Origin of the sequence: Nocardia sp. NPDC004604, from assembly GCF_040609795.1 — a bacterium.
Taxonomy (GTDB): domain Bacteria; phylum Actinomycetota; class Actinomycetes; order Mycobacteriales; family Mycobacteriaceae; genus Nocardia.
Window position 1 is genome coordinate 1 of record NZ_JBEXLC010000103.1, and the last position, 25,812, is coordinate 25,812.

The 25,812-nt window shown below is 65.2% G+C and carries 22 protein-coding genes; 4 read left to right on the forward strand and 18 right to left on the reverse strand.

Annotated elements, in window-relative coordinates; genetic code table 11:
- Window positions 1–39: 39 nt before the first annotated feature.
- The 4 genes from ABZW16_RS30365 to ABZW16_RS30380 all read right to left on the reverse strand — a co-directional run bounded on the left by ABZW16_RS30365 (window position 40) and on the right by ABZW16_RS30380 (window position 3,857).
- Window positions 40–330 carry a WXG100 family type VII secretion target gene (locus ABZW16_RS30365; protein ID WP_354959512.1) on the reverse strand — a complete coding sequence of 97 codons (291 nt, stop codon included), beginning with the start codon at window positions 328–330 and terminating at the stop codon, window positions 40–42.
- A 34-nt stretch (window positions 331–364) separates the two neighbouring features.
- Window positions 365–697 (reverse strand): WXG100 family type VII secretion target, encoded by a 333-nt coding sequence (locus ABZW16_RS30370; RefSeq protein ID WP_354959513.1) that lies wholly within the window; start codon window positions 695–697, stop codon window positions 365–367.
- A 364-nt stretch (window positions 698–1,061) separates the two neighbouring features.
- Window positions 1,062–1,997, reverse strand: coding sequence for an ADP-ribosylglycohydrolase family protein (locus ABZW16_RS30375; RefSeq protein WP_354959514.1), 936 nt, complete (start codon window positions 1,995–1,997; stop codon window positions 1,062–1,064).
- A gap of 444 nt (window positions 1,998–2,441) precedes the next feature.
- Window positions 2,442–3,857, reverse strand: coding sequence for a protein kinase (locus ABZW16_RS30380; RefSeq protein ID WP_354959515.1), 1,416 nt, complete (start codon window positions 3,855–3,857; stop codon window positions 2,442–2,444).
- Window positions 3,858–4,306: 449 nt separating this feature from the next.
- On the opposite strand from ABZW16_RS30380, the gene ABZW16_RS30385 reads away from it, so the two are divergent.
- Both ABZW16_RS30385 and ABZW16_RS30390 read left to right on the forward strand, forming a co-directional pair.
- The gene (locus ABZW16_RS30385; RefSeq protein WP_354959516.1) at window positions 4,307–6,016 is read left to right on the forward strand and encodes a protein kinase; all 1,710 of its coding nucleotides are present in this window, start codon (window positions 4,307–4,309) and stop codon (window positions 6,014–6,016) included.
- A gap of 668 nt (window positions 6,017–6,684) precedes the next feature.
- On the forward strand, window positions 6,685–7,305 hold the full coding sequence (locus ABZW16_RS30390) for a hypothetical protein (protein WP_354959517.1): 621 nt from the start codon (window positions 6,685–6,687) through the stop codon (window positions 7,303–7,305).
- Here ABZW16_RS30390 and ABZW16_RS30395 read toward each other — a convergent pair.
- The gene (locus tag ABZW16_RS30395; protein WP_354959518.1) at window positions 7,247–8,227 is read right to left on the reverse strand and encodes a MerR family transcriptional regulator; all 981 of its coding nucleotides are present in this window, start codon (window positions 8,225–8,227) and stop codon (window positions 7,247–7,249) included. The two genes, ABZW16_RS30390 and ABZW16_RS30395, sit on opposite strands and share 59 nt — an antisense overlap.
- A gap of 70 nt (window positions 8,228–8,297) precedes the next feature.
- Between ABZW16_RS30395 and ABZW16_RS30400 the strand changes: the two genes are divergently transcribed.
- Entirely contained in the window at window positions 8,298–8,954 is a 657-nt protein-coding gene (locus tag ABZW16_RS30400) for a maleylpyruvate isomerase family mycothiol-dependent enzyme (RefSeq protein ID WP_354959519.1), read from the forward strand.
- Between the two features lie 415 nt (window positions 8,955–9,369).
- Here the strand turns inward: ABZW16_RS30400 and ABZW16_RS30405 are convergent, their stop codons facing one another.
- From ABZW16_RS30405 to ABZW16_RS30420, 4 genes are all read right to left on the reverse strand, one after another.
- Complete coding sequence (locus ABZW16_RS30405) at window positions 9,370–11,748, reverse strand: heavy metal translocating P-type ATPase (RefSeq protein ID WP_354959520.1); 2,379 nt, start codon at window positions 11,746–11,748, stop codon at window positions 9,370–9,372.
- Window positions 11,749–11,782: 34 nt separating this feature from the next.
- The gene (locus ABZW16_RS30410) at window positions 11,783–12,703 is read right to left on the reverse strand and encodes a hypothetical protein (protein WP_354959521.1); all 921 of its coding nucleotides are present in this window, start codon (window positions 12,701–12,703) and stop codon (window positions 11,783–11,785) included.
- Window positions 12,704–12,726: 23 nt separating this feature from the next.
- Window positions 12,727–12,945, reverse strand: a complete 219-nt coding sequence (locus ABZW16_RS30415; RefSeq protein WP_354959522.1) for a heavy-metal-associated domain-containing protein — start codon at window positions 12,943–12,945, stop codon at window positions 12,727–12,729.
- Between the two features lie 188 nt (window positions 12,946–13,133).
- Window positions 13,134–13,871, reverse strand: coding sequence for a carboxymuconolactone decarboxylase family protein (locus ABZW16_RS30420; protein ID WP_354959523.1), 738 nt, complete (start codon window positions 13,869–13,871; stop codon window positions 13,134–13,136).
- Window positions 13,872–14,008: 137 nt separating this feature from the next.
- On the opposite strand from ABZW16_RS30420, the gene ABZW16_RS30425 reads away from it, so the two are divergent.
- Window positions 14,009–14,566 (forward strand): TetR family transcriptional regulator, encoded by a 558-nt coding sequence (locus tag ABZW16_RS30425; protein WP_354959524.1) that lies wholly within the window; start codon window positions 14,009–14,011, stop codon window positions 14,564–14,566.
- A gap of 40 nt (window positions 14,567–14,606) precedes the next feature.
- Here ABZW16_RS30425 and ABZW16_RS30430 read toward each other — a convergent pair whose 3' ends face one another.
- The 9 genes from ABZW16_RS30430 to ABZW16_RS30470 all read right to left on the reverse strand — a co-directional run bounded on the left by ABZW16_RS30430 (window position 14,607) and on the right by ABZW16_RS30470 (window position 25,787).
- Window positions 14,607–15,317 (reverse strand): sterol desaturase family protein, encoded by a 711-nt coding sequence (locus tag ABZW16_RS30430; RefSeq protein WP_354959525.1) that lies wholly within the window; start codon window positions 15,315–15,317, stop codon window positions 14,607–14,609.
- 104 nt (window positions 15,318–15,421) lie between these two features.
- Window positions 15,422–16,159 (reverse strand): GntR family transcriptional regulator, encoded by a 738-nt coding sequence (locus ABZW16_RS30435; protein ID WP_354959526.1) that lies wholly within the window; start codon window positions 16,157–16,159, stop codon window positions 15,422–15,424.
- A 93-nt stretch (window positions 16,160–16,252) separates the two neighbouring features.
- Complete coding sequence (locus tag ABZW16_RS30440) at window positions 16,253–16,951, reverse strand: hypothetical protein (RefSeq protein ID WP_354959527.1); 699 nt, start codon at window positions 16,949–16,951, stop codon at window positions 16,253–16,255.
- The gene (locus tag ABZW16_RS30445) at window positions 16,948–18,621 is read right to left on the reverse strand and encodes an ABC transporter family substrate-binding protein (RefSeq protein ID WP_354959528.1); all 1,674 of its coding nucleotides are present in this window, start codon (window positions 18,619–18,621) and stop codon (window positions 16,948–16,950) included. The genes ABZW16_RS30440 and ABZW16_RS30445 overlap by 4 nt, the downstream gene beginning before the upstream one ends.
- Before the next feature lie 11 nt (window positions 18,622–18,632).
- Window positions 18,633–20,315, reverse strand: coding sequence for an ABC transporter family substrate-binding protein (locus ABZW16_RS30450; RefSeq protein WP_354959529.1), 1,683 nt, complete (start codon window positions 20,313–20,315; stop codon window positions 18,633–18,635).
- The gene (locus ABZW16_RS30455) at window positions 20,312–21,994 is read right to left on the reverse strand and encodes an ABC transporter family substrate-binding protein (protein ID WP_354959530.1); all 1,683 of its coding nucleotides are present in this window, start codon (window positions 21,992–21,994) and stop codon (window positions 20,312–20,314) included. Before ABZW16_RS30455 ends, ABZW16_RS30450 begins: the two co-directional genes overlap by 4 nt.
- A gap of 12 nt (window positions 21,995–22,006) precedes the next feature.
- Entirely contained in the window at window positions 22,007–23,875 is a 1,869-nt protein-coding gene (locus ABZW16_RS30460) for an ABC transporter ATP-binding protein (protein ID WP_354959531.1), read from the reverse strand.
- On the reverse strand, window positions 23,872–24,813 hold the full coding sequence (locus ABZW16_RS30465) for an ABC transporter permease (protein ID WP_354959532.1): 942 nt from the start codon (window positions 24,811–24,813) through the stop codon (window positions 23,872–23,874). Before ABZW16_RS30465 ends, ABZW16_RS30460 begins: the two co-directional genes overlap by 4 nt.
- Window positions 24,810–25,787 (reverse strand): ABC transporter permease, encoded by a 978-nt coding sequence (locus tag ABZW16_RS30470; protein WP_354959533.1) that lies wholly within the window; start codon window positions 25,785–25,787, stop codon window positions 24,810–24,812. Before ABZW16_RS30470 ends, ABZW16_RS30465 begins: the two co-directional genes overlap by 4 nt.
- Window positions 25,788–25,812 lie beyond the last annotated feature (25 nt).

A 25,812-nucleotide genomic window follows, 5' to 3' on the forward strand; every position in this document is an offset into this window, starting at 1 on the left:
CGTAATAGACGCTGGTGTCGACATCGAGAACGGTTGCGGTCACGCGCGCCCCAGAGCGCGCAGGTTCTCGGTTACCGCGTCGTTGTAGGCGGTGTGCGCGGTGCGGGCTGCGGCCTGCATGGCCTCGATTCCCTCCCGAACCTCCTGCGCCGCAGTAGCCCATTCCCGGTGCGCTTCGGCTTGCTTGTCGGCGGCGTGGCCGTTCCAGCTCTGTTGCATTACGGCCATGCGTTCATCGATCTCGCGTAGGGATTCCCGTAGGAAGTCGTTCAGTCCGCCGATGCGGGCGGTTACGTCGTCCAGGTGGTCGAGATCGACCTGATACCTCATGTGCCACAGTCCTGTTCGGTTTACGCGGAATCAGCTATGGGAGATCCAGCGTGGATTGCCGCAGCCCGGTGGCGTTGGTGGTGTCGGTGCCGGTGTATTCGACACCTACCACGCCGAGCAGTTCAGCCATGGTGTTCAGGGCCTCGAGTACCTGCAAGGCGCCGTCGCGGGTCTCCTCCCACCCCGTCGAATAGGCGGTGGCTGCAGTGCCTTTCCAGCTCGTCATCAGCCCCTGCACGTCCGCGTCGGCCGACCGCACACCGTTGACGAGAGTTTGCGCGGTCCGCTGCACATACTGTCCGGCATCCGAAACATGGTCGGGCACAATCGCAAACGGCGACCCGGTGGTTGGTGAACCTTCAGCCATGCACATTCTCTCAGTCGTCGGTCGGTGTTGGTCTCAGTAGGTTAGACGCGGACCTCGCACGTTCGGTTCCATCAGAGACCTCTCGATCCGAACCATGCATCGGGGGTCGCTCGTGAACAAGCTAGTCGCCGGATAGGACGACAATTCCGGTGGTCTGAAACTTCAACGGCGGCCGTGGATGTCGGTTCCTCGCCGCAACTGCCTCGAGGACCTCGAGCGTTTGCGAAAGACTGCCGAGGACGATGGCGATCAGCCACAGTAGAGCCTTGGCTGAAGGATTTCCGGGCCGCGATGCCGAGGCCGATCCGGGGGCGCGATACACGAATGCGATGACAGGCGGCGGATGCCAGCCGGTCAATCGTGGTCATCTCGACGATGCGCCGGACAGCCATCGTCGAGCGCGGCCGAATACAGAATTCTTGCGCCCGCGTGTTCGATCGATGGAGTTGCACCAGCGGGGCGGCGCCTCTCGTGCGGCAAGCCATGTCTGGGGTATCCCAACGATCGGACCCGTGCGGTTGCCGGTGTAGGCGGCGACGATCCCGCCGACGATGGCGCTGGTGGTGTCGATATCTCCGTCTGCCGCAATACATGTGGTGACTGCGGCCGGGTAGTCGTCCAGATATGTGGCCGCGACCCACATCGTGAACGGCACCGTATTCTGTGCGGTGACCAGAGATCCGTTGCCGAGTTCGTTCGCGGCCTCGGCGGCGGGGGCTCCGAGCAGGGTGCGGGCGCGGCGGATCAGCCGGGTCGTGTCACTCTGGTCGAGGCGGTCCAGGACGCTGGTAATGAATTCGGTCGGTGTGGGCCGTGTCCTGTTGAGGCGGGCATGCGCGGCGTGGGCTGCGGCGAGTGCAACCGCGACGGCACCGGTGACCCCTTCGAAATGCAGATGCGTCACCTCCGCCGACCGGACCGCTTCGGCGACAACCTTTTCCAGATCGCCGGCATAAAAGGCACCCAACGGGGCAACCCGCATGGCCGCACCGTTGCCACAGGAACCCTCGTCACCGAACGCGGCTCCGGCCGCCTTGCGCCAATGCACGCCATCGCGGACTCGACGCAAGGTGCCGACCGTGGCGAAGCCGTAGTCACGGCTTGGGTCGAAGCGTCGCGCGAAAGCGGTAGCAAGCCGATCCTGGTCGATCTCGCCGCGACTGCTCAGCTCGGTAACCACAGAGCAGGCCATCTCGGTGTCGTCGGTCCACCCCCACGGTCCGGCAGGAAGATTACCTGCCCGAAGATCTGCGATGGATCGGCGCATGATCGGGAACTGCTGCCCCAAAGCGTCCCCCACGGACAGTCCATCCAAAGAATCGAGCATCAAGTCGACATGCATTGCGTCCGATGATAGCCAAGGGGAAGACGATCTACGCGGATGGCGAGTGTCGTTGGTTACCTTGGTGTAGGTGTGCATGTCACCACTTGCGGCCACAGCAGCTTCTCAGAGCACCCACCAGCTCCATGCGCACACCACGCCCGCGATCCCGCAGTAACGGGTCGATCGCCCGGCAGGTTCCGTTCCGCTACTACGACGAAACCGGTCGGTGCCGGTCTGTTATGGCCTACAACATCAGTCGCCGGCCGAAGACTCAAAGGTGGACTAGGTTCGGGCCCCGTTCCGTCATCGGTTTATCGCACTAGCGACCGAGCTCGGCGCCGGCACTGCGACAACGTCAGTCGCGGCACCTCGGATGCAGTGGCGGAGGACAATGGACCACTCCGTTGCTGATCGGTTTGCCTAGGCGACTATGACGATCGCGATGAACTCGACCGCGAGTGCGATCGCGGAGAGGATCATTCCCGCGACTGCCAGGACCTTGCCGCGGCGTTGTCCGGTACAGCCGACAATCCCGAGGACGAGTGCGGCTATTCCGAACGGGAGGCCGACAAAAGCTCGCACGCCGGTCAGGTCGATCCACGGCTGCAGCGGGACTACACAACCGAGGATGCTGAGGAGCAGCGCCCCTACAGCTGGCCACATTCCCTGCCGCTGGTCGATCGGCTGTCGACCGCGTTGCCATCCGGCGGCGCTGGGATCCGCCCAGGGTTGTTGCTGGTGCGGAGGATTCGGAGACAACGGACCTGGCGGCGCGATGGGTGTGCGGTATCGGGAGTTCGGGCCGGGAGTCACCGGGCCGAGGTGTCGCGCCGGGTTGGTCGATTCCGGCGGCGGAATGTACGGCACTGATGATCCGGAGTCGTTGTTCACGCTGTCGAATCCAGTGGTGGGACCGGTGCCGGTCCCCGCTGCCAAGCCGTACCGCGCCGTCGGTTCGGATTCTGGTACTGGCTGTGGGGCGTCCACGGTCCTAGCGCGTGCGGGAGTGATGGCGTCTCGGGCGGCGTCGGCGAGGCCAGCACAGTTCGGGTAGCGCTCGGCGGGGTTCTTGGCGAGGGCGGTCGCGATCACCACGTCGAGTCCAGCGGGCAGGCCCGGTCGAAGCCTGCTCGGTGCGGGCGGGGGCTCGCCCAGGTGTGCGCCGATGACCGCGGCTTGGTCGTCGCGGGGAAACGGCGGATGACCGGTGAGCAGATGGTGCAGGGTGCAGCCCAGGGAGTAGATATCGCCGCGATGGTCGGCGGCCTGGCGGGTGAAGCGTTCGGGAGCGGCATAGGCGAAACTCGCCGAGATTGCCGACAAGGTGACGGTGCCGTCCAGGGTCCGGGCGATCCCGAAATCGGCCAGCAGGGCGCGTTGCCCGCGGCGGGAGTCGGCCTCGATCAGCAGATTCGCCGGTTTCACGTCCCGGTGCAGCACCCCGTGGGAATGCGCGTAATCCAGCGCCGCCGCAGCGTCGGCGATCAACTCCACCGCCAGCTCAGGCGCCACCCCGCCGGGAGCGTCTGTGAGCAGAGTGCTGGCGTCTCCGCCGGGGATGTGGCGCATCGCCAGCCACAGCATCGGATCGTCCGCTGCGCTGCGGTCGTAGACGGTGACGATGTTCGGATGATCCAGTCGCGCGGCCAAGGCTGCTTCGCGGTCGAACGCGGCCCGGGCGCGCGGGTCGGTGGCGAAGGCGTCGTTGAGAACCTTCAATGCGACCCGGCGGTCCATCCGTGGATGCCGCGCCGCGTACACCACCCCCATACCACCGGCGCCGAGGACACCCTCGATCATGAACCCGGCGAACACTTCCCCAGTCCGCAGAACCACCCTAGCGCCCCAATCTCCTCAATCAGCACCGCCACACGCTCATCAGTCCTACGGCACACAGGAATCTAACCCCACAGTCCATGCGCACCCACACGGACCGAATCGGTGCCATTCTCCGCCCATGAGCGGGGTGTCTGCCTCAGGCTGAAGTGTTGGGCCCGGTGATAGTTGGTGCTTCCCGGGCCCGGCCTCGCTTCCCACGGCTGCTCGACACGTTTCTTGGACTCCGTGAACCGCTTTGAGTGCCTGCGACTTTGGACTCGCAGCGCTTCGTTCGCGGGGAGTCGCCACGGTCGCTGGTCATCAGCAACGCGGCTGGCTGTCTTCGCATCGCAGGCTCATTGTCCTGGCACGATGTCGACTCACAGGTGCATCGGCGAGTGAGTGATCCGGGGCTGTGGTGGTCTCCCGGTCGCGCTGGCATTGATCCCGGGCGATACGGTCAGAGTGTGTCGGTGCTGAGCGCCCGCGGCTTGTTCGGGAACTACCACCTCGATCGTTTGGTGGGTCGTGGCGGTATGGGTGAGGTGTGGTTGGCGCGCGACCGCACCGGCAGTGCCGTCGCGTTGAAGGTGTTGTCTGCGGCGTATTCCGCCGATCCGGGGTATCGGCGCCGTTTCGAGCGGGAGGCCCGGTTGGGTACCCACGTGCGAAACCCCCACATCGTGCCGATCCGTGCCTTCGGTGAAGTCGATGGTCATCTGTTTTTGGAGATGCCGTTTATCGAGGGTGTGGATCTGGCCACGCGGCTGCGGTCGGGTGCGCTGATTCCGGCGCGGGCGGTCGAGGTCATCGCTCAGGCTGCGGAGGCGCTGGATGCCGCTCACGCGGCGGGGCTTGTGCATCGGGATGTGAAGCCGGGCAATATCCTCGAGGACGCCAACGGTTTCGTATATCTGATCGATTTCGGTATTGCCCGCGCCGCCGACGGCACCGCCCTCACCGCCACCGGCCTGGTGGTGGGCACATTGGGCTATATGGCGCCGGAGCGGTTCACCGGGGCGGCCGAGGCTCGCTCGGATGTCTATTCGCTGGCCTGCGTGCTGTATGAAACCCTCACCGGGAGGGTGCCGTACGGTGACGGCGACCCGGCACAGCAGATGCACGCGCATCTGATGTCCGAACCCCCGCATGCCTCGCGAGCTGCCCGAGGTGTCCCGCCAGCGCTGGACGCTGTTATCGCCCGCGGTATGGCCAAGGAACCGGGGGACCGCTACGCCAGCGCGGGCGAATTCGCCGCGGCGGCACGTGCGGCATTGGGCGCATCGGCGCACCCGGCCCCGCCGGCCGCGGCCCCTGCGACATCGAGCCCACACCCGCCCACCCGCGTCATGACCGCCGCCGGCTCGCCCCCGACCCTGGCCGAGCCTCGGCCGGTACCGCATACGCCCGAGCCCCGGCTGGGGCCGCAGACAACTGAGACCCGGCTGGAGTCGCATACGCCCGAGCCGCAGACACCCGAGACCTGGCCGGTGTCGCAGACACCCGAGACCCGGCCGGTGCCGCAAACACCCCAGACCCGGCTGCAGCCGCATACACCCGAGCCGCGGACACACCCGGTCGGGCATCCGGACCCTCGGCGAAAGCTTCTGGTGCGCCGATGGATACCGGTCGCCGCCGGGCTTGCACTCGTCGCTGCGGCGGCACTGTGGCTGAGCGGTGTCCTCGAGTCCGACTCCGGTCCGGGCACGACGACACAAGCGTCCTCCGCTATTGCCGCGACCGGACCCCCGCCGCCCTCTACCGGCGGGCAATCCCCGGTTGGTGCGGTGCGCGACGGGAACCTCGCGTTCACCGTGACGGAGGTGGTGTCCAACGTGAACGCCACCGGTGCCCCAGGCGGCTCCTACACCATCGTGACGCTGACGGTCACCAATGTCTCTCGAGGCGGGCAAGCCTTCCGCCCCGCCGATCAGCGCCTGATCACCGTCGCCGGGCGCACCCTTGTCCCCGACGCGCCCGCAACCGCCGCACTCAACCCGTCCCGCACCGGCGTCGACCAGATCGATCCCGGCAGTGCCCACACCATCCGGCTGGCCTTCGACCTACCCGGCAAGGACAAGAACGGGAAGAAGAACGACAAGAAAGTCGATATTCCGAGCCAGTTGGTCCTGCACGGTGCGCCGTCGTCGCCCGGCGTGACCGTGCCGCTCGGCTAGCTCACGGGCAGCGGTGCGCATCTGCTGAGCCAGATGGTGGGCGCCCGCCCGCCCTCGTCGACAGGCTGATCGAGGTTGTGCCGCGCCGAGAAGCGACCATCACACTGGACCTCGAATCGCGGAAGCCAGGGGTCGCGTTGAATCCGCAAGGTAGGAAAGCCGGTTGGGTGCGGACCCTACAGCGGATGCGGGCACGCTGCACCGGTGCAAGGCTGCGGCGACCAGTTGGCGCCCGAGCTGACCAGGCCCCATGAGGGGTGATGGGGTGGCACCGAACTCGGTGCCCTGACGGGATCACGTGGGTCTTCGCGGCCCCGTTGCGGGGGCCGACCCGAACTCCCGGGCCACGCTCGGCCGCTCAGGATTCCCAGGACCGGTGAGGTGTGGTGGGTTCGGGGACGATGCCTTACATGTCGAGGATTCGGGCAAGAGGGCGGGTGCTGCAGGTGCTGGCCGCCGGGGTTGTGTTGTCGGGGTTGATCGTTGGTTGTGGCGCGGATCGCGGGCAGCCGCCGCGGGCGGCGAAGATCGCATTTTCTGATGGCTGGGAGTCGGTCTTCTCGATGAATCCCGATGGCACCGGGGTTGTTCGGATTGCTGCTGGTTCTAATCCGAGCTTTGCTCCGGATGGTTCGAAGATCGTGGTTGGTGGTCGGTCGATATCGATAATGGATTCGGATGGCGGCAATGTCGTGCAGCTTGCCGACGGTGGGTACAGTCCGACGTTCTCGCCTGACGGTAGCCGGATCGCCTTCACTCGCGGTGGCGTCATCTATGTGATGAACACCGATGGTGGCGAGCTGAGGCAGCTCATCGGCGCCCCCAACACGTTCGGCCCCGATCTGACCTCGGCGCAGCATTCCGCATTCTCGCCCGACGGTTCGAAGATCTTGTTCACCAGGGCCAACACCATCTGGGAGATGGCAGCCGATGGAACCGGCGCGCGGAAGCTGCTGGAGGATCCGTATTTCAATTCCGAACCGGTTTTCACCCCGGCCGGGACCGAGATCGTGTTCACCAGTAATCGGGGTGGGAAGGACCGATCCGAGATCTATGTGATGGACGTCCACGGTGATCACGTCCGACCGCTCACCGACGACTACACGGGGGACCCGTCGTTCTCCCCCGACGGCACGAAGATCGTCTTCACCCGTTTCGCCAGGGATGCAGCGTCCAAGGCCGGAGCCGAGGTCTGGGTGATGGATACCGACGGCGGCAACCCGCGACGTCTCACCGATCCGAAACAGATTGCGCAGCATCCCAGCTGGGGCCGGGGAACGGATTCCTGACAGCGGGAATATCGTCCGGGTCGATCGATTGTGTGAGTGCGTCGTAAAGCCAGTGGAGGGCGGTGCCAACCGTGATGGTGCCGGTGACTTCGCTGGTCAGGCTCCAGTATCGGTGGATGCGGTGATCGGAATCGGTTGCGCCGGTGAGGAGTTGCCGGCGCAACCGCGGTGTGTCGCGTTCGCCCCGCGCGCTGGCGTGAGCATCGACGAACTGATCGAGTTCGGGGCCGGGCCGCGGCTGCTGGTTCGTGCGGAGCAGGTGACCGGCGGACTCGCAGGCCCGGGCGACTCCGGTGAGCAGCGCCTGCTTGTGGCGGATCCGAGTGCGGTCCGATCGCCAGAGCTGGCGTGACATGACGACGCGCAGCGCGGGATCGGCGACCAGCGTGGCGAGTTCGGCGTAGGCCACTATGTGGTGGGGGTCCGGCTCGGGCACATTCATTTCGATGAATCCGTCGAATATGTCCGGCGGCAAAGGGGTGAGCATGCGCCGCCAGAACGTCACGACGGAGTTGTGGGTGCTGTGTCGGTCCTGCACCGCGGCGAGCAACTTCAGGCGGGTGGCCCGTTCGGCGGGTGGTGCGTCTTCGATTGCGAGCAGCGCGGCCCGTCGCCATGTCAATGCGGCCAGTTCGGTGTCGAGGGTGCTTCGTTCGGCGATGACTGCCTGTGCGAGCGGCACAGTACCCGCGAGGACATCCACGATCGGACCGAGGCCGAGACCGAGTGCGCGGAGTCGGCGCACCTGCAGGAGCTGATCGATGGCGGTGGCCGGGTCGAACATCCGGTGCCCGCCCGAGGTGCGTCGAGACGCCAGAATCGATTGGTCGCAATAGAAGCGGATGGTGCGAACGGGAACGCCGGTCCGTCGCGACAGTTCCCCGATGCTGATCAAGCTGCCGTTGTGTGTGTTGTCCGTCACGATCGCTGGAACCTCCACCCCGGTGGAGTTCCTACGGTACTGGAACACCCACGGAAGACGGAGCGAGCGCATGGCCGACACCGAAACGATGACGACCGAACAGATTTGGCGGGCAGTCGCCGCCGAGCGGAGGAGCCTGGTCGAACTGCTGGAGACATTGTCCGACGACGACTGGGATCATGGCTCGCTCTGTGCAGGCTGGCGAGTTCGTGACGTGGTCGCGCACATTGTGTTGTCCACGAATGCCAGCATCGGCTGGATTCTGGTCAACCTGATTCGCGCCCGCGGCAACCTGCACCGAGCGATCCGCGATACCGCAATCCGCCACGCCGACAACATGACTGCGGCGCAGTTGCGCACCGAGCTGCGCGACGGTATCGGACTACGCGTGACTCCGGTGGGCACCACCGCTGCCGACCGGCTGATGGACCTGCTCGTACACGGTCAGGACATTGCGGTGCCACTCGGCATCACTCGTGAAATGCCTATCGATGCAGCACGATCGGCTCTCGAACGAGTCTGGACAACCAATATGGCGGGGTGCCGTAAGCAGCTGGCCGGGTATCACCTCGTTGCGACCGACGCGAAGTGGACTGTGGGCGACGGGCTTACCATCGAAGGGCCTGTGGCCGCACTGTTGCTGCTGATCACTGGTCGCCGCGTTGGGCGAGATCTCCTCACCGGCGACGGTGCGGCACGGCTGATCGCCGATGAAGGTTCTCGATAATCAGTAGCGCTGCAACACATCTACCGAGGCTGCGCCGGGCTCGTGCCAGGCAAATGATTCGTCCAGATGGTGCTGTCCCGCGAAAGTCTTGCTGGGAATTGGCTGGCAATGTCGCGGGAGATTGCCGAGAGTCCTTGTCCGCTGATTGTGGACATCTTTGGACGGCAGTAACTTTCGGTTGCTGATCGTTGTTCTACGAAAGGTCGACCGATGATTCTTCTCTCCCTTTTGGCCGCCACCGGGAGTGCCGCCGCCGCAGGGGCCACCGGAAGCGCTGCCATGGCTCTGGGAAATAGCGGCGCTCTGCAATAAAGCCATAGCCGGGCAGTAAGGCCATAGCCGGGCAGTAAGGCCGTAGCCGGTCGGATCACCCGCCGAAATCGGGCGGGACGATATCGTCCCGCCCGATCAGTTTCTACCGAGCGGTGGAGCGGAAATTCCGCAGGCGCAGACTGTTGCTGACCACGAAGACCGAGGAGAAGGCCATCGCAGCACCGGCGAGCATCGGGTTCAGCAGCCCGGCCATGGCGAGCGGGATCGCCGCCACGTTGTAGGCGAAGGCCCAGAACAGATTGCCCTTGATGGTGCCCAAGGTCCTGCGGGACAGCCGGATCGCATCGGCGGCCGCCCGCAGGTCGCCGCGGACCAGCGTCAAGTCGCTGGCCTCGATGGCGACATCGGTGCCGGTACCCATTGCCAGGCCGAGGTCGGCCTGGGCCAGGGCCGCGGCGTCATTGACGCCGTCGCCGACCATTGCGACCACCTTGCCCTCGGCCTGCAACCGCTTGACCGCGTCGACCTTATCGGCGGGCAGCACCTCCGCGATCACCTCGTCGATACCGACCTGCGCCGCAATGGCTTTCGCCGCCGCCGTGTTATCTCCGGTCAGCATGATCGGGGTGAGCCCGAGTGCCTTCAGCTGCGAGATCGCCTGAGCGGAGGTGGGTTTCACCGCATCGGCGACGACGAGCACGCCGCGGGCCCTACCGTCCCAGCCCACCGCCACGGCGGTCTTGCCATCGGCTTCGGCCGCGGACATGGCCCGCTCCAGGTCGGTGTCGAGGTGCTGGGCCCAGTCGGCGAGCAGCCGTGGCCGCCCGACGAGCACCGCATGTCCGTCCACCACACCCTGCACACCGAGGCCCTCGATATTGGCGAAGCCCTGGACCGGCCGCAATGCGCCGACCTTATCGCGTGCACCCTTGGCGATCGCCTGGGCGATCGGATGCTCCGACGAATCCTCCAGTGCCCCGGCCAGCGCCAGCACTTCGGCGGTGTCCTCGCCCGCGGCGGCAATGACATCGAGCAGGGTCATCCTGCCGGTGGTGACGGTGCCCGTCTTATCGAGCACCACGGTGTCCACCCGACGGGTCGACTCCAGCACCTCCGGACCCTTGATCAGAATGCCGAGCTGCGCACCGCGACCGGTGCCGACCAGCAGTGCGGTCGGTGTGGCCAGTCCGAGCGCGCACGGGCAGGCGATGATCAGCACCGCGACCGCGGCGGTGAAGGCCGCGGCAACCGAACCGCCGGTGCCGAGCCAGAATCCGAGCGTCGCGACCGATAGCGCGATCACGATGGGCACGAAGATCCCGGAGATCCGGTCCGCCAACCGCTGGGCCTGCGCCTTACCGGTCTGCGCGTCCTCGACCAGCTTCGCCATCTGCGCCAGCTGGGTATCGGAGCCGATTCGATCGGCGCGCACCACGATCCGCCCGCCGACATTGACCGTCGCACCGACCACCGCATCCCCGGGACCGACCTCGACCGGCACCGATTCACCGGTCAGCATCGAGGCGTCGACCGCCGAGGAACCCTCGACGACCACACCGTCGGTGGCGATCTTCTCACCGGGCCGAACCACGAAGGTGTCACCAACGACCAACTGCTCGACCGGGATGCGTCGCTCGGCTGCGCTTGCCCACCCCGCCGACTCCGTCGGCTGCCGTCCCCCTGTGCTTGCCCACCCCGCCGACTCCGTCGGCTGCCGTCCCCCTGTGCTTGCCCACCCCGCCGACTCCGTCGGCTGCCGTCCCCCTGTGCCGCGCAGTACCGAAACCTCCTTCGCGCCGAGTTCGAGCAGCGCCCGCAGCGCCGCGCCCGCCCGCCGCTTCGAGCGAGCCTCGAAGAAACGTCCGGCCAGGATGAAGGTGGTGACGCCCGCGGCGGCCTCCAGGTAGATGCTGCCGGTGCCGTCCATCCGCGAGATGGTGAATTCGAACGGATGCTTCATGCCAGGCATTCCGGCCGTGCCCCAGAACAGCGCGTACAGCGACCAGCCCAGCGCGGCGAGGGTGCCCATCGACACCAGGGTGTCCATGGTGGCGGTGCCGTGACGCAGATTGGTCCACGCGGCTCGGTGGAACGGCAGTGCTCCCCACACCACGACCGGTGCGGCCAGCGTCAGCGATAGCCACTGCCAGTTGGTGAACTGCAATGCTGGCACCATCGCCATCGCGATGACCGGCACCGTCAGCACCAGCGAGACCAGCAGTCGGGTCCGCAGCGCGGCCGTCGGATCCGGTTCTTCGGCACCGGTCTGCGCGGGTTGCTCGATCTTCGGCGCGGGCAGCGCGGCGGTGTAACCGGCCTCCTCGACGGTGGCGATCAACTGCTCGGGTGAGATATCGCCGCTGAAATCGACGCGCGCCTTCTCCGTCGCGTAGTTGACGGTGGCGGTGACGCCGTCGAGCCGGTTCAGCTTCTTCTCGATGCGATTGGCGCAGGATGCGCAGGTCATGCCACCGATCACCAATTCGACCTGTCCGGCGGATGGTTGTGTCGCGGTGGTCATCGTGTGCTCCGTTCTGTGCGACTCAGGGTAGTGATCAGTGGCCGTGTCCGGCAGGCTCCGCGGTGGGTCCCGGCGCCGGGGCACCGGTGTCGGTGACCGAGACGGTGAATTCGGCGGTGCGGACCACGCCTTCGTGCTGGAAATCGAGGAAGAGTCGGTAGTCACCGGCGCTCGGGGCGTCGACGTAGAAGGTTATGCCTGGCCCGGCCGGGGTCATACCATCGCCTGGGCTGCCCTCCGGGTGGACGTGCAGATAGCCGAGGTCGGCGGCGCGCAGGGCCACGAGGTGACCGTAGGCCGCCAGATAGGGCTGCAGATCGGTGACCGGTTTGCCATTGCGGCGCACCGTGAGCACGACCTTCGACGGCTGGCCCGGGGTGACCGTGCCGTCCAGCGTGACGGTGTAGTCGCCGACCTGGGCGGTGGTCGACGGTGCGGGCAGCGCCTGGACGTCGTAGTTGCCCGCGACCCGCAGGTCGGCGCCGAGCGTCAGATTCTCGCCGCCTTCGGGGGTGAAGTCGGCGAACACCCGGTAGTCCCCGGCTCTGCTCAGATCCAGCGGGACGCTCCAGGTGCCCGCCTGCTCGAGCGTCGGGTGCACATGCTGGAAGGCGGCCATATCGCGGCGGACCACGATGAGGTGCAGGTCCTTATCGTGGCTGCGGACATAGTCGGTGACGGGTGCGCCCGCGCGGTTCAGGATTCGGAAGCGCAGGGGTGCGTTCGCCGCGGCGGTGGTCTGCGGGGTATCCAGGCGCAGCGTGTATCCGTTCTCGCTGGCCATGAGTCCCGCGGGTACCGCACCGGACTTCGATTCGCCCATGGCACCGTGCGCCTTCGAATCGTGCGCGGACTCGGTGGGCTCGGGCCCGAGTGTCGCGCCGACGGCCAGCGCGATCCCGAAGACCGCCGCGAGACCGAGGGCGTAACCGGCGAACTTGGTGGACGCGTTCATCGGGATGCTCCGTTCCGGTGTCGTTACTCGGCGAGCCGGTATCCGGCCTTGTCGACGGCGGCGGCGATGGCGCCGAATGCGACCGCCGTGGTGCTGTCGACGGTTACCCGGCCGCTGGCGAGGTCGATATCGACGTTGGTGACGCCGTCGATCATGCCGACCTCCTTGCTGACCGAGTTGGCGCAGCAGCCGCAGGTCATGCCCGTGACGGTGACAGTGGCGGTGGTGGCTGCGGTGCTCATCTGCTCTCCTTCTCCGATGACGGCTCCTGCCGTCCAACTGGGTTTACCATACCCCCCTAGGGTACGTTGTCAAGAAGATAGGCCTACCCGGTGAGGGTATTGAGGCAACATGCCGCCTGAGATGTGAAAAGCCCGGCTCGGCGATCGAGTGATCGCCGAGCCGGGCTCGGGATGGTCGTTATTGATGCTCAGGATTCGGGACGGTAGCTGACCAGGGCCACCGCCGGTGCCGAAACCACCTGCACGTCAGCTGTGTCCGAGACCTTGATGTGCAGGAATCCGCCTTCGATCGACACCGCGACATCTTCGATCGTGCGCACCTGCGCCCCGTCCCGGTCGAGCAGTGCATAGCCTTCTACCAGAGCGACTTTGGTGGCCTTGCGCCATTTCGCGGTCATTTGGGTGCCTTCCGTTGGTGCGGCCGGTGGGAAGTCCAGTTCCGGCTTTGCGACGTGGTTGAAGTAGTTGGACAGGACATTCAGAGCGATATGGCCGACGATCTCACTCAGTTCGGCATCACTCACGCCGTGCTCGCGGGCCGACGCGATGATCTGATCGTCGACACGGCCGCGGGACCGCAGCACTTCGCGGGCGATCCGCAGCACCGCATCCGCATGCGGATCCTCGGCGCGCGCCGCGCGGGTGGCCGCGATCGCCTCCTCGGTGAAACCCATCCGGCCCGCGCGCATGCTGTGTGCGGCAATGCAGTAATCGCAACCGTTTTCGCTGGCGACCAGCAGGGCCAGCTGCTCGCGGACGCGGGCGGAGAGCTTGCCGCGGGTCAGTGCGTCGCGCATGGTCAGGTAACCGCGCAGTGTCGCGGGGCTGTTCGCCATGGCGGCGTAGAGATTCGGAATCCGGCCCAGCTGGCGCTGCACCTCGGTGAGCAGATCGGCCTGCTCGGCGTCGGCGGTTTCGATGGACACAAGCGGTAGCCGAGACATTGTGACTCCAAACTCGAACGTAATGGTACCGATCGGTGCCGAGTTGACACGGTACTGATCGGTTCCGAATTCGTCAAGTCGGATGGTACTGATCGGTGCCGTTCTGGTAGCGTGAGGACATGGCAACACAGGCCAAGCAGCGATTACTCACCACCGCCGAAGAACTCTTCTACGCCGAAGGCATCAGAGCGGTCGGTGTAGACCGCCTGCTGCAGGAGTCCGGCGTCGGCCGGGCCTCCTTCTACCGCCACTTCGCGAGCAAGGACGACCTGGTTGTCGCGGTGCTCGAGGATCGTGATCGTCGCTGGCTGGCCTGGCTGCGGGAATCCGTCGAAGCCAAGGCGAGCGAGCCCGCGGACCGGCCGCTCGCGGTATTCGACGCGCTCTCGGAACGCTTCGCCCGCAAGGACTTCCGCGGCTGCGCGTTCATCAACACCATGGTGGAGGTGGCCGACCCGGATTCTGCTGCCCACCATGCGGCCGACCAGCACAAGCGCCGGGTCATCGGCTACCTCGCCGAACTCCTCACCGCCGCAGGCCGATCCGACGCCGAGGAACTGGCCGCAGAACTCGCCCTGCTCGTCGACGGCGCGATAGTCACCGCCCTTCGCGAAAGCTCCCCAGCCGCCGCCGACCGCGCCCGCACCATCGCAGGCCGTCTGCTCGCGACAGGCTGACGCGGTCCAGCTGCGGTCGAAGGGTGTCGTGGGGGCACCGTCAGGCCGAGTGCAGGTGGCGGGCGGTGGGGGAGGTTTCGGTGGTCGCGGGGTCGGGATAGGTGCCGAGGAGGCGGTCGGCGGTGCCGGAGGTGGTGACGGTGAACCAGTAGTGCTCGTTCTTGTAGTGGTGGTGGCGATGGTTGCGCCAAACCGCCCGGTAGAGCGAGCCTTTCGGTTTGTAGTCGGTGTGCACGAGGTAGTGGGTCCACTCGTAGCCGAGGCCGAGCAGGGTGATCATCAGCAGGAAGGTCAGGCCGAGACCGAGGCGCGGGAAGGCCAGGGTGGCGAGCGCGACCAGGATGACGACCAGCACCGATAGCGTCTTGGTCGGAATGAAGATCAGCGGGATATTGCGCGGATCGACGTGGTGCTCACGGTGTTTGCGCGCCAGTTCGCTGTCGATCGGGATCGGGCCGAGCCGCCTCGGCCGCCAGTGCAGTACCGTCACGTGCACGATCCACTCGAAGAGCGGGAAGAGTGCGAGCATAACCGCGGGCACCAGCGCATCGGTCAATTGCCAGTCGCCCACGATGATTCGGGCGACCAGCGCCGCCGCCAGGGTGCTGCCGATCAGCCAGGGCGAGGGATGCCGAATGAATTCCCGGAATGCGCCGCCGAGCGTGAGACCGCGGCGCAGGGTCCGCTCGTCCTGACGCACGCGCTCGCGCGCCGTGGCCGAATCCTTGCTGGATGATTGAGGTTTCGTCATGGTCTTTCCTTGGTGCAGCCAGTCGGTGCCGTCCATTCGGTGACGCACCGAGCGATATTCCGAACCGCCGCGGTGATCCGGATCGCCGGATCGTGACAATGCCGTCAGCGACGGGTGCTTTCAGTGCCCTCCAATACTTCGATCAGGGCCGTGGTCGCCGGTTCGAGCAAGGCCCGGGCGATGCTGGTGGCCTGTTCGGGCTCGCCGGCCTCGATGGCGGCGGCCAGATTTCGATAGGCCTCGACATTGCCCACCTCGGCGGACATGATCGGGGCCAGCGCCGCGAGCGCGGGTTCATAGGCGCCGCGCAACATGTTGAACATGAGCCGGAACACGATGGAGTCGGCGGCGTCGACGATGTGATCCCAGAACTCCATCGCGTGGCGCTGCTGTGCGATCGGATCCTGTTCGGCGGCAAGCGCTTCGACGCTGCGATCCAAGGCGGCGCGCACGGTGGCAGAGTCGGTTCTGCCCAGCCGGATCGCTGCGAGTTCGGCCACTTTGGGCCCATTGTGCAGCCGCGCCTCCAGAATGCTGCGCGCGACCTTCGGCTCCAACTCCCCGGCCTGAACCAGCAACCGCGGCAACACCTCGAGCCCGGCGCCGCGCCGATAGTCCAGCACGGTGGTCGCATCCCCCTGTCGCACCGCCACCAGCCCGGCCGCCGCCAACCGCTGCAGTGCCTCACGCACCGCGGGACGCGAGACCCCCAGTGCCTCCGCCAACTGCCGCTCGCTCGGCAGTGTGGCCCCTGGGGCCAACTCCCCGCTGAGCACATCCGCCGCGATCTGCTCGAATACGTCCCCCGACACCGACCGCTTGACCACAGGTTGCAACGCCATGTCCCTACTCTGCGCCACAAAGGTCAGGAGGTCAAGTGGTCAGACCAGTAGATGACCAGTACTGCCCCACCGGTTCGCCCGACGCTGGCCGGGTCAGCTGGGGTCGGAGCCGCGGACGGCGGCGAGCCAGATGGCGGTGGCCGCGGCCACCGAAGCGGCGGCCAGGAAGGCGATGAACCCGCCCTCGGCCACGTAGACCCACATCAGACCCACGAAGGGCGCGGCAACCGTGGATTGGGCGTCGAGCAGCAGGCGGCGGCGGACCCGAGCGGATTCGGCTGCGAGGTCCGGGGCATCGGGGTCGGGGCGGGACGGGTTATCGATCAGGCGACCGGGCGGTTCGGAGGTGCGAGCTTTTCCGGAGGGATAGAAGTGGAGGGTGGCGGTGTCGACGGCTCGGTCGGACACCTCGGCCGCGGTCTCGGTCATGCCGAGCAGTCCCGGCTCGAAAAACACCGGCAGCCACCGGGTTCGGTAGTTCTCGGTGATCTCGAGCCAACTGCGACTGACGAGCCGGTGCTGCTGTCGCACCCGCTTGATCTCTATGGTGCGGACATTGCTGCGATCGGCCCCACTGGAACCCGCACGGTTGCCGTCCGCCAATCCATGCGGCAGGCGACCCAGCGCCCTTGCCAGTTGAAACCCCGTGTAACCCAGGATGCCCAGCGTCACCGTCGCCAGGGCCGCGAGCTGGTCCACATCGGCGAACGGCGCCCAGGCCAGGCAAACAACCAGGGCGCCGATCGTCACGGAGACCGGATAGGCCAGGGGGTGGCCCGGTCCGAATTTCACTTCAGGAAGCCGACTTTGGTGTAGTCGGGGCTGGCGAGGCCGAAGGCCCCATAGTTGGCGAGGTTATCGCGGACGGCGTAGGTGCCCGAGGCCTGGTGCAGTGGTACCGAATAGCCCTCGGCGAAGATCATCTGATCGCATTTGTTCGCCAGTTCGATGGCCTTCGCCGGATCCAGTTCGGCAATGGTCTGCTCGATCAGCGCATTCAGTTCCGGTGATCCGATGCGGGCCTTATTGCCCAACTGACTGTTCGGGTTGTTCGGATCATACGTGTAGACCTGCTGCAGCACCCCCAGCGGTAGGACGCTACCGCCCCAGCTGAACTGGGCGATGTCGAAGTTCCCTGGATCGATCACATCCTTGAACAACCCTTGGCCGGGTACGGTTTGGATGGTCAGTTTCACCCCGACCTTCGCCAGGTTCTGCTGCACGATCTGCGCGGTCTGCACCCAGGCCTCCTGCTGGTACATCACATCGCGCAGTTCCAGCTTTCGGCCATCCTTTTCGCGGACATCGCCATTGAGCTTCCAGCCGAGCGCGTCGAGCATCCGCGCCGCCTCGGCGGGGTCGTAGGCGATCGGCGCCGAATTGTCCTGGTAGCCCTTCTGGCCCTTCATGTAGATGTGGTTGTTCAGTGGCGTCGGATTTTCGACGACACCGTTCTGGGCGGCGGTCACCAGGGCCTGCCGATCGATTGCCTTCGAAATGGCAATGCGCAGTTGCGGATCCTCGAGTAGGGCGCCCTTGCCGCCATTGAAGGTCAGATGCGACCAACTGGGCTCGGGCGTGCGCCGCACCACCACATTCTTCGAATTCCTCGCGCCGGTCACATTCTCGATGCCGGACATATAGGCGTAGTCGATCTCGTTGTTCTGGATCCCGGGCAGCACCGCGGAATTGTCGAGCACGCTGAGCGTGATCGTGTCCAGCTTCGGGGTATCGCCCCACCATTTCGGATTGCGGCCCAGCGTGATCCGGTTCTGCGCGCGATCGATGCCGGTGACCATGAACGGACCCGAGCTGACCGGGAGCGTGTCGTGGTCGGCGTTGCTGAACGCATCCGGGGTGGCGGTGACAGACTTCGGATACAGCGGACTGAATTGACCCTGCCACTCGGCATACGGCTTATTGAAGGTGACGATCGCCTGCCGGTCGTCCTCGCCTCGTTCGACCTTCTCGACCCGGTCGAAGCCGCTGGGTGAGGAGATGAGGAAGCCGGGGTCCTTGGTGCTCAGCGCGGCCGCCTCCGATCGCAGGTCCTCCCACGTGATCGGGCTGCCATCGGACCATACGGCCTTCGGGTTGATCGTGTAGGTGACCTGCTGGGGGCTGGTATTCGTCAGCGTGATGTCGGTGAAGTAATTGTGGTCGACGGTGAGTTCTCCCGCCGCATTGCTCACCCAAGGGGACGGCATCGTCGGATTGATCACCGTGGCCGTGGTGTCGGTGGTGCCGTCGATATGCAGATAGTTGAAGTTCTCCGGGAAGTTGGTGATGGCCAGGCGCAGGTTCCCGCCGTCGCGCAGCTCGCTGCGATCCTTCGGGTTGATGTCGTTTGTACTGCCGATATCGACTATGCCGGGAGTGATGCTGTTATCCGAGCAACCGGTGGCGATCAGGCCGAGCGCGACGACGGGGACGGCGAACCGAGCAACGCGTGCTGAAGTCATTGCGGGAAACCTCACTTCACGAATCCGATCGTGGTGTAATCCGGCGAAGCCAGGCCGAACGCACCGTAGTTGGCCAGCCCCTCACGCACGGCGATGGTGCCGGGAGATTGCGTGATGGGCAGGGAGAAGCCCTCGTCGAAGATCATCTTGTCGCACTGGTTCGCCAGTTGGATGGCCTTCTCGGGATCCAGTTCGGCAATGGTCTGTTCGATCAGCGCGTTCAGTTCCGGCGAGCCGATCTTGCCCTTGTTGCTCAGCGGGTTGGCCGGGTTGTAGGCGTAGATCTGCGGCAGTGCGCCGAGCGGGAGAATGCTACCGGTCCAGCTGAACTGGACGATATCGAAGTTGCCCGGATCGACCACATCCTTGAAAAGGCCATTGCCCGGGTAGGTCTGGATGATCAGCTTGACGCCGATCTTCGCCAGATTCTGCTGCGCGATCTGGGCGACCTGGATCCAGAGTTCCTGCTGGTACATCACATCGCGGATTTCGAGCTTGCGGCCATCCTTTTCGCGGACGTCACCGTTGAGCTTCCACCCGAGGTCATCGAGTTCCTTGGCGGCCTGCTCGGGGTTGTAGGCGACCGATGCCGCGTTGTCCTGGAAGCCCTTCTGGCCCGCCACGAATATGTGGTTGTTCAGCGGCTTGGGATCGGTCACCACCCCTTGCTGGCTGGCGGTCGCAATGGCCTGCCGATCGATGCCCTTCGAAATGGCAACGCGCAGTTTCGGATCCTCGAGGATCGAGCCGGGCGCTCCGTTGAAGGTGAAGTGCGAGAAGCGCTGTGTCGGGGTCCGGCGCACCTTGATCCCGGGTGCGTTCGAGGCCGTCTTCACCTCATCCAGACCGGATACGGTCGCGGCATCCAGTTCGTTGTTCTGCAGGGCGTTGAGCCGGGCCGCATAGTCGAGCACGCTGTAGGTGACCGTATCCAGCTTCGAGGTTTCACCCCACCACTTCGGGTTGCGGCCGAGCACGATTCGCTGCTGTGCCTTGTCGATCGAGGTGATCACGAATGGTCCGGCCGACACCGCAAGACCATTGCGGTCGACGGCATCGAATGCCTGTGGGGTCGCCGTCGACGCCTTCGGATAGATGACGTCGAACAGTCCCTGCCACTCCGCGTAGTGCTGGCCGAAGGTGACGATTGCCTGCCGATCGTCCGCGCCGCGCTCGACGCGGTCCACCTGGGCATAGCCCTGGGTCGCGCGCACCTGGAATGCGTTGTCGCGCCCACTGAGTGCGTACCACTGCGACCGCAGGTCTTCCCAGGTGATGGGGGTTCCGTCGGTCCAGACGGCCTTCGGGTTGATGGTGTAGACGATCGTCTGCGGGCTGGTATTGGTGAGCTTGATTTCGGTGAAGTAGTTGGTGTCAGTCGAAATCTCACCCGCCGCATTGGATTTGATCGAACCCGGCAGTGTCCAGCCGACGAGGTCGGTGACCTCGCCGTCGGCGTCGATATGTGACGAATTGAAGGTCGCCGGGAAATTCGTCAGTGCCAGACGCAGATTCCCGCCCTCGCGCAGCTCACCCCTTTCCTTTGGATTGATATCATTGGAGCTGGTCAGCGAACTGCTGCTGGTCTCCGGGTCGCTCGACCCACACCCGGACAAAATCAGCGCGATGGCGACGGCGGGGGCCGCGATCCGGATTCCCACCCGGCGCTGTCGGGCGATATGTGCTGTTGTCATTTCACGAATCCGATCTTGGTGTAGTCGTATGACGCGAGGCCGGGGGACCCGATATTGGCGAGATCGGCGCGCACGCCGAAGCTGCCATCGCTCTGCATGAGCGGCAGCGAATGTCCCTCCTCGAAGACCTTGCGGTCCACCTCATTGGCCAGTTCGATCGCCTTCTTCGGATCCAGTTCCGAGAGGGTGCGATCGATCAGGCCGTTGAGCTCCGGTGAGCCGACGCGGGCGTAATTGCCCTGCAGGTCGTTCGGGTCGTAGTAGTACGCCTGTCGAATACTGCTGAACGCGAACGCATCGCCCACCCAGATGAACTGGGCGGCGTCGAAATCACCCGGCTGGATGACATCGGTGAAATATCCGGCACCGGGCTTGGTATCGATGGTCAGCCCCACGCCGATGTCGGCGAGGTTGCGCTGAATGATCTGAGCGACCTGCACCCAGGTCGGATCGTTGTACATGACATCGCGGATGACGAGCTTGCGCCCATCCTTCTCCCGCACGTTCCCGTTGAGTTTCCACCCCGCCGCGTCGAGTTCGCGAGCGGCCGCCGTCGGATCGAACCCGAGGCTGTTGTCCTGGTATCCCGTCTGCCCCTGCAGGAAGATGTGATTGTTCAGCGGCTTGGGATTCTCGACCAGCCCGTTCTGGATCGCGTTGACGATCGACTGCCGATCGATGGCCTTGGAAATGGCCACGCGCACCCTGGGGTCGGAAAGGATGGACCCCGGTGCGCCATTGAAGGTGATGTGGCGCCAGCGGTTACCCGGCGCGCGTCGAACGACCAGGCCACCGGTATTGCGTACGGTCTGGACGTCGTCGACGGTGGTCAGCTGTACCAGGTCGAGTTCGTTGTTCTGCAGCGCCGTCGTCCAGGCGGAGTGATCGAGCACGCTGAAGGTGATGGTGTCGAGTTTGGGTTTGGCACCCCACCATTTCGGATTGTGGCCCAAGACGATTCGGCCCTGCGCGCGATCGGTGGACACAACCTGGAACGGTCCGGCACTGGGCCCCATCGCATTGGCGAGGCTGTTGTTGAACAAATCCGGATCAGCGGTCACGGATTTCGGGAACAGCGAGGCATTGCCCGCGAACTGTCCGCGCCATTCGGCATAGGGACGGCCGAAGGTCAGGACGGCCTGGCGGTCGTCGACGCCACGCTCCACCTTGTCCACGAATTCGAAGCCGTTGGTAATGGCGATCAGGAAGCGCTTATCCCGGCCGCTGAGCGCGTCCGCCTCGGATTTGATGTCTTCCCAGGTGATCGGATTGCCGTCGGACCAGACCGCCTTCGGGTTGATCGTGTAGGTGACCTGCTGTGGGTCGGTGCTGGTCAGCGCGATATCGGTGAAATAGTCCCGATTGATCGACAATTCGCCGGCGGCGTTGGTGCCGAACGATCGCGGCATTATCGGCCGTTCGATATCGGCTATCTCGCCGTCGTTCCCGTCATTGGACAGGGTGTTCCAATTGGCCGGGTACGACGTAACCGCGAGGCGCAGATTGCCGCCGTCGCGCACCTCGTCGACGTTCTTGGGATTGATGTCATTGGTGGTGCCGAGTGTGGCTGACAGCCCCGTTGTCGAATCGCCGCCCGAACCGCAGCCCGCCACGATCAGGCCGAGCGCGACCACCGGTACCGCCCACCGCATCCGGCTGGCTCGGGTTCTCGATGGCATCGCGCTCTCCCTCTATCGGCTGACGACCGGCACCGGGACCGCATCGATCAACGCCCGGGTGTACTCATTGCTCGGACGGTCGAAGATCTGTTCAGCGGGCCCGGCCTCGACGATCTTCCCGCGGTACATCACCGCGATATCGTGGGCCAGGTTGCGGACCACCGAAAGATCGTGCGAGACGAACAGATAGGACAGACCGTGTTCGGTCTGCAGGTTGCGCAGCAGATTCAGCACACCCGCCTGGATGGACACATCCAACGACGACACCGGTTCGTCGAGCACGAGAATCTCCGGATCCAGGGCCAGCGCGCGGGCGATGCTGATGCGCTGCTTCTGGCCGCCGGAGAAATCGGCGGGATAGCGATCGGCGTGCTCGGGCCGCAAACCGACCTGTTGGAGCAGTGCTGGTACCCGCTTGGCGATTTCGGCGCGCGGGCGGCCATCGATGCGCATCGGTTCGGCGAGCACATCGAAGATCGGCAACCGCGGATCCAGCGCGGCCGTCGGATCTTGGAAGACGATCTGCATCTTGCGGCGGATCTCGCGTTTGCGCGCCTTGGTCAGGGTCGCGATATCGCTGCCCATGATCTCGATAGTGCCCGCTTCCGGCTGCACCAGGTCGAGAATCTGGGTGAGTGTGGTGGACTTTCCGGAACCCGATTCGCCGACCAGCGCCAGTGTGCGCCCGGCGCGCACCTCGAAGCTGATGCCGTCGACCGCGCGGACCTCGCCCTTGCGGCGCTTGAACACCACGCCGGAGGTGATCGGATAGGTCTTGACCAGATCGGAAACCCGCAGTACCACCCGCCCATCGGTCTCGGCCTCGGCGCTCGGCTCCGCAATCTCCTGGCGGTAGGCCGCGAACAGATCGGCGGAGGTGACCTCCGCGGTGCGGATGCAGGCGGCCGAATGGCCGGGGCCGGTCTTCTCCAATGGCGGCTCGGCCGCGCGGCAGTCATCGATCGCGATCGGACAGCGCGGTGCGAAGGAGCAACCCGGCGGCAGCGCGTGCATCGCCGGTGGCGCACCGACGATCGGGATCAGCGGGCTGCGCGCCGGTCCGTCCATGCGTGGAATGGAGCCGAGCAGCCCGACCGTGTAGGGCATCCGCGGTGCGGCGAAAAGTTCTGCCGCTGGCGCGGTTTCGACGATCTTTCCGGCATACATCACCGCGACGCGGTCGGCCAGGGTGGCGGCGATACCCATATCGTGAGTGATCATGATGACGCCAGCGCCGGTGATATCACGCGCCTTGCGCAGCAGATTCAGGATCTGCTGCTGCACCGTCACATCGAGTGCGGTGGTCGGTTCATCACAGATGATCAGCGCCGGATCATTGGCGATGGCCATGGCGATAACCACCCGCTGACGCATGCCGCCGGAGAATTCGTGCGGAAATGCCTTGGCGCGCACCGCCGGATCGGGAATGCCCACCATATCCAGCAGCTCCACCGCCCGCGCCGACGCCTCGCGGCTGGTCATATCGGTATGCGCGAGCAGGGCTTCGGCCACCTGATCGCCGACCCGGTAGACCGGGGTCAGCGCCGAGAGCGGGTCCTGGAACACCATGCTGATGGAGCGTCCACGCAGCTTGGACAATTGACGATCGCCGAGTCCGAGCAGTTCGCGTCCGCGCAGCCGGATGGAGCCATTGATCCGCGCTTGCTCCGGCAGCAGTCCGATCACCGCGAGCGAGGAAACCGATTTGCCCGAACCGGATTCGCCGACAATGGCGAGCACTTCACCGTCGGAGACGGTGTAGTTCACCCCGCGCACCGCGTCGATCCGGCCCTCCTCGCTCGGGAAGGAAACCCGCAGATCGGAGACCTCCAACAGCGGTGCGGTGGAGTTCTTTTCGATGGCGGCCATATCGCCCGTCATGCCCCGACCTTCTTTTCCGACGCCGCCTTCTTCCGCGAACGAGCCCGTTTCGCGCTGGGATCGAACGCGTCACGCAATCCGTCACCGACCAGATTCGCCGAAAGCACGATGACGATCAACAGTCCACCGGCGAACATGAACAGCCACGGGAAGGTGAGCGCCGACGCCGTGCCCGACGCGATGAGCGTGCCGAGCGAAACATCCGGCGACTGCACACCGAATCCGAGGAAGCTCAAACCGGTTTCGGCCATGATCGACGCACCCACCGACAGCGTGGTGTCGATGATCAGGATCGAGGCGATATTCGGCAGGATATGGCTCAGGATCACCGTCCTCGTCGGCGCGCCCATATACCGTGCGGCCTTCACGAATTCGCGTTCGCGCAGACTCATCGTCAGACCGCGCACGATGCGTGCGCTGATCATCCAGCCGAAGACGCTCAGCAGCAGGATCAGCAGCAGGATCGAGCCGCTGCCCTTGGTCTTCGGCGCGAACAGCGCGATGATGATGAAGCTCGGCACCACCAGCAGCAGGTCCACCAGCCACATGATGGCCCGATCGGTGAAACCGCCGATGAGCCCGGCGATCGAACCGGTCAGCGCCGCGATGGTGGTGCTGATAATGGCGACACAGAAGCCGATGATCAGCGATTTCTGCATCCCGCGCAGGGTCTGTGCGAGTACGTCGTGGCCGATGGCATCGGTGCCGAAGGGATGTTTCGCACTCGGCGGTTTGCGCAGCGCCGTGCCATCGAGTTCCTGATAGTCCCAGGTCCAGAAGTAGGGCAGCACATAGGCGACCAGCACCAGGATCAGCAGCACGAGCACACCGGCGACGGCGGGCTTATTGCGCAGGAAGCGGCGCAGGACGAGTCTGCGCCGACCGGTGGCGGCCGCGACCTCCGGCGCGCCCTGGACAATGATCTCGGCTTCCGTCATCCCACACGCACCCTGGGGTCGAGAATCGCGTACACCACATCGGACAGCAGGCCCGATACCAGCACCACCAGACCGGCGAATGCCGTCACCGTGACGACAACGTAGAGGTCCTGGGCATTGATCGAGTTGACCAGCCATTCCCCGACGCCGTGCCAGCCGAAGATCTTCTCGGTGAACGTCGCGCCGGTGATCAGACTGCCGAGGCTGTAGGCGAACAGCGTCGCCATCGGGATCAGCGCGGTGCGCAGACCGTGCTTGTAGAGGGCCTTATTGCGGGTCAGACCCTTGGCGCGGGCGGTGCGGATGAAATCGCTCTGCAATACGTCGAGCATGGCGTTGCGCTGATAGCGGCTGTAACCGGCCATCGCGCCGAGGGCCAGAGTGGCGGTCGGCAGCACCAGATGCTGGAGCCGGTCGAGCAATTGCGGGAAAAAGCCGTTGATCTTGTTCGCCGAGGTCTCACCGGTATAGAGGAAGATCTGCGATCCGGTCAGCGTATTCACTTCCAGCGCACCGTATTTCACCAGGGTGGCGAGCAGGAACACCGGCGTGCTCAGCACCAGTAGCGAGACGACCGTGGTGAAGTAATCACTGAATTTGTACTGCCGGATCGCCCCGGCCGCACCGATCAACACCCCGAGCACCGTGCCCACGATCGAACCGATGATCAGCAGCCGCAGACTCACCAGCACCCGCCGCGGCAGCTCCTCGCTGACCGGCTGTCCGGCCAGCGTCTCGCCGAAGTCACCCTTCGGGATACCCTTCAGCCAGCTGATATAGCGCTGTGGGATCGGTTCGTTGAGATGCAGCTGTTCGGCCTTGGCATCGATCACCGCCTGCGGCGGACGTGGATTGCGCTGTTCGAGACTGTCCAGCGGCTTGAACGTCAGCGACGCCAGACTGAACGTCAGGAACGAAGCCAGCAGCAACAGCACGACATAATTGAACGCGCGTCGTAGCAGGAAGCCGGTCATCAGTCCTCTGGTCCTACGGCTGGTC

Coding starts and splice junctions, on each gene's coding strand:
- ABZW16_RS30365 (WP_354959512.1), bottom strand. CDS start 330: ATGAGGTATCAGGTCGATCTCGACCACCTGGACGACGTAACCGCCCGC.
- ABZW16_RS30370 (WP_354959513.1), bottom strand. CDS start 697: ATGGCTGAAGGTTCACCAACCACCGGGTCGCCGTTTGCGATTGTGCCC.
- ABZW16_RS30390 (WP_354959517.1), top strand. CDS start 6,685: ATGGATTCGGATGGCGGCAATGTCGTGCAGCTTGCCGACGGTGGGTAC.
- ABZW16_RS30400 (WP_354959519.1), top strand. CDS start 8,298: ATGGCCGACACCGAAACGATGACGACCGAACAGATTTGGCGGGCAGTC.
- ABZW16_RS30405 (WP_354959520.1), bottom strand. CDS start 11,748: ATGACCACCGCGACACAACCATCCGCCGGACAGGTCGAATTGGTGATC.
- ABZW16_RS30410 (WP_354959521.1), bottom strand. CDS start 12,703: ATGAACGCGTCCACCAAGTTCGCCGGTTACGCCCTCGGTCTCGCGGCG.
- ABZW16_RS30415 (WP_354959522.1), bottom strand. CDS start 12,945: ATGAGCACCGCAGCCACCACCGCCACTGTCACCGTCACGGGCATGACC.
- ABZW16_RS30425 (WP_354959524.1), top strand. CDS start 14,009: ATGGCAACACAGGCCAAGCAGCGATTACTCACCACCGCCGAAGAACTC.
- ABZW16_RS30430 (WP_354959525.1), bottom strand. CDS start 15,317: ATGACGAAACCTCAATCATCCAGCAAGGATTCGGCCACGGCGCGCGAG.
- ABZW16_RS30435 (WP_354959526.1), bottom strand. CDS start 16,159: ATGGCGTTGCAACCTGTGGTCAAGCGGTCGGTGTCGGGGGACGTATTC.
- ABZW16_RS30445 (WP_354959528.1), bottom strand. CDS start 18,621: ATGACTTCAGCACGCGTTGCTCGGTTCGCCGTCCCCGTCGTCGCGCTC.
- ABZW16_RS30450 (WP_354959529.1), bottom strand. CDS start 20,315: ATGACAACAGCACATATCGCCCGACAGCGCCGGGTGGGAATCCGGATC.
- ABZW16_RS30455 (WP_354959530.1), bottom strand. CDS start 21,994: ATGCCATCGAGAACCCGAGCCAGCCGGATGCGGTGGGCGGTACCGGTG.
- ABZW16_RS30460 (WP_354959531.1), bottom strand. CDS start 23,875: ATGACGGGCGATATGGCCGCCATCGAAAAGAACTCCACCGCACCGCTG.
- ABZW16_RS30465 (WP_354959532.1), bottom strand. CDS start 24,813: ATGACGGAAGCCGAGATCATTGTCCAGGGCGCGCCGGAGGTCGCGGCC.
- ABZW16_RS30470 (WP_354959533.1), bottom strand. CDS start 25,787: ATGACCGGCTTCCTGCTACGACGCGCGTTCAATTATGTCGTGCTGTTG.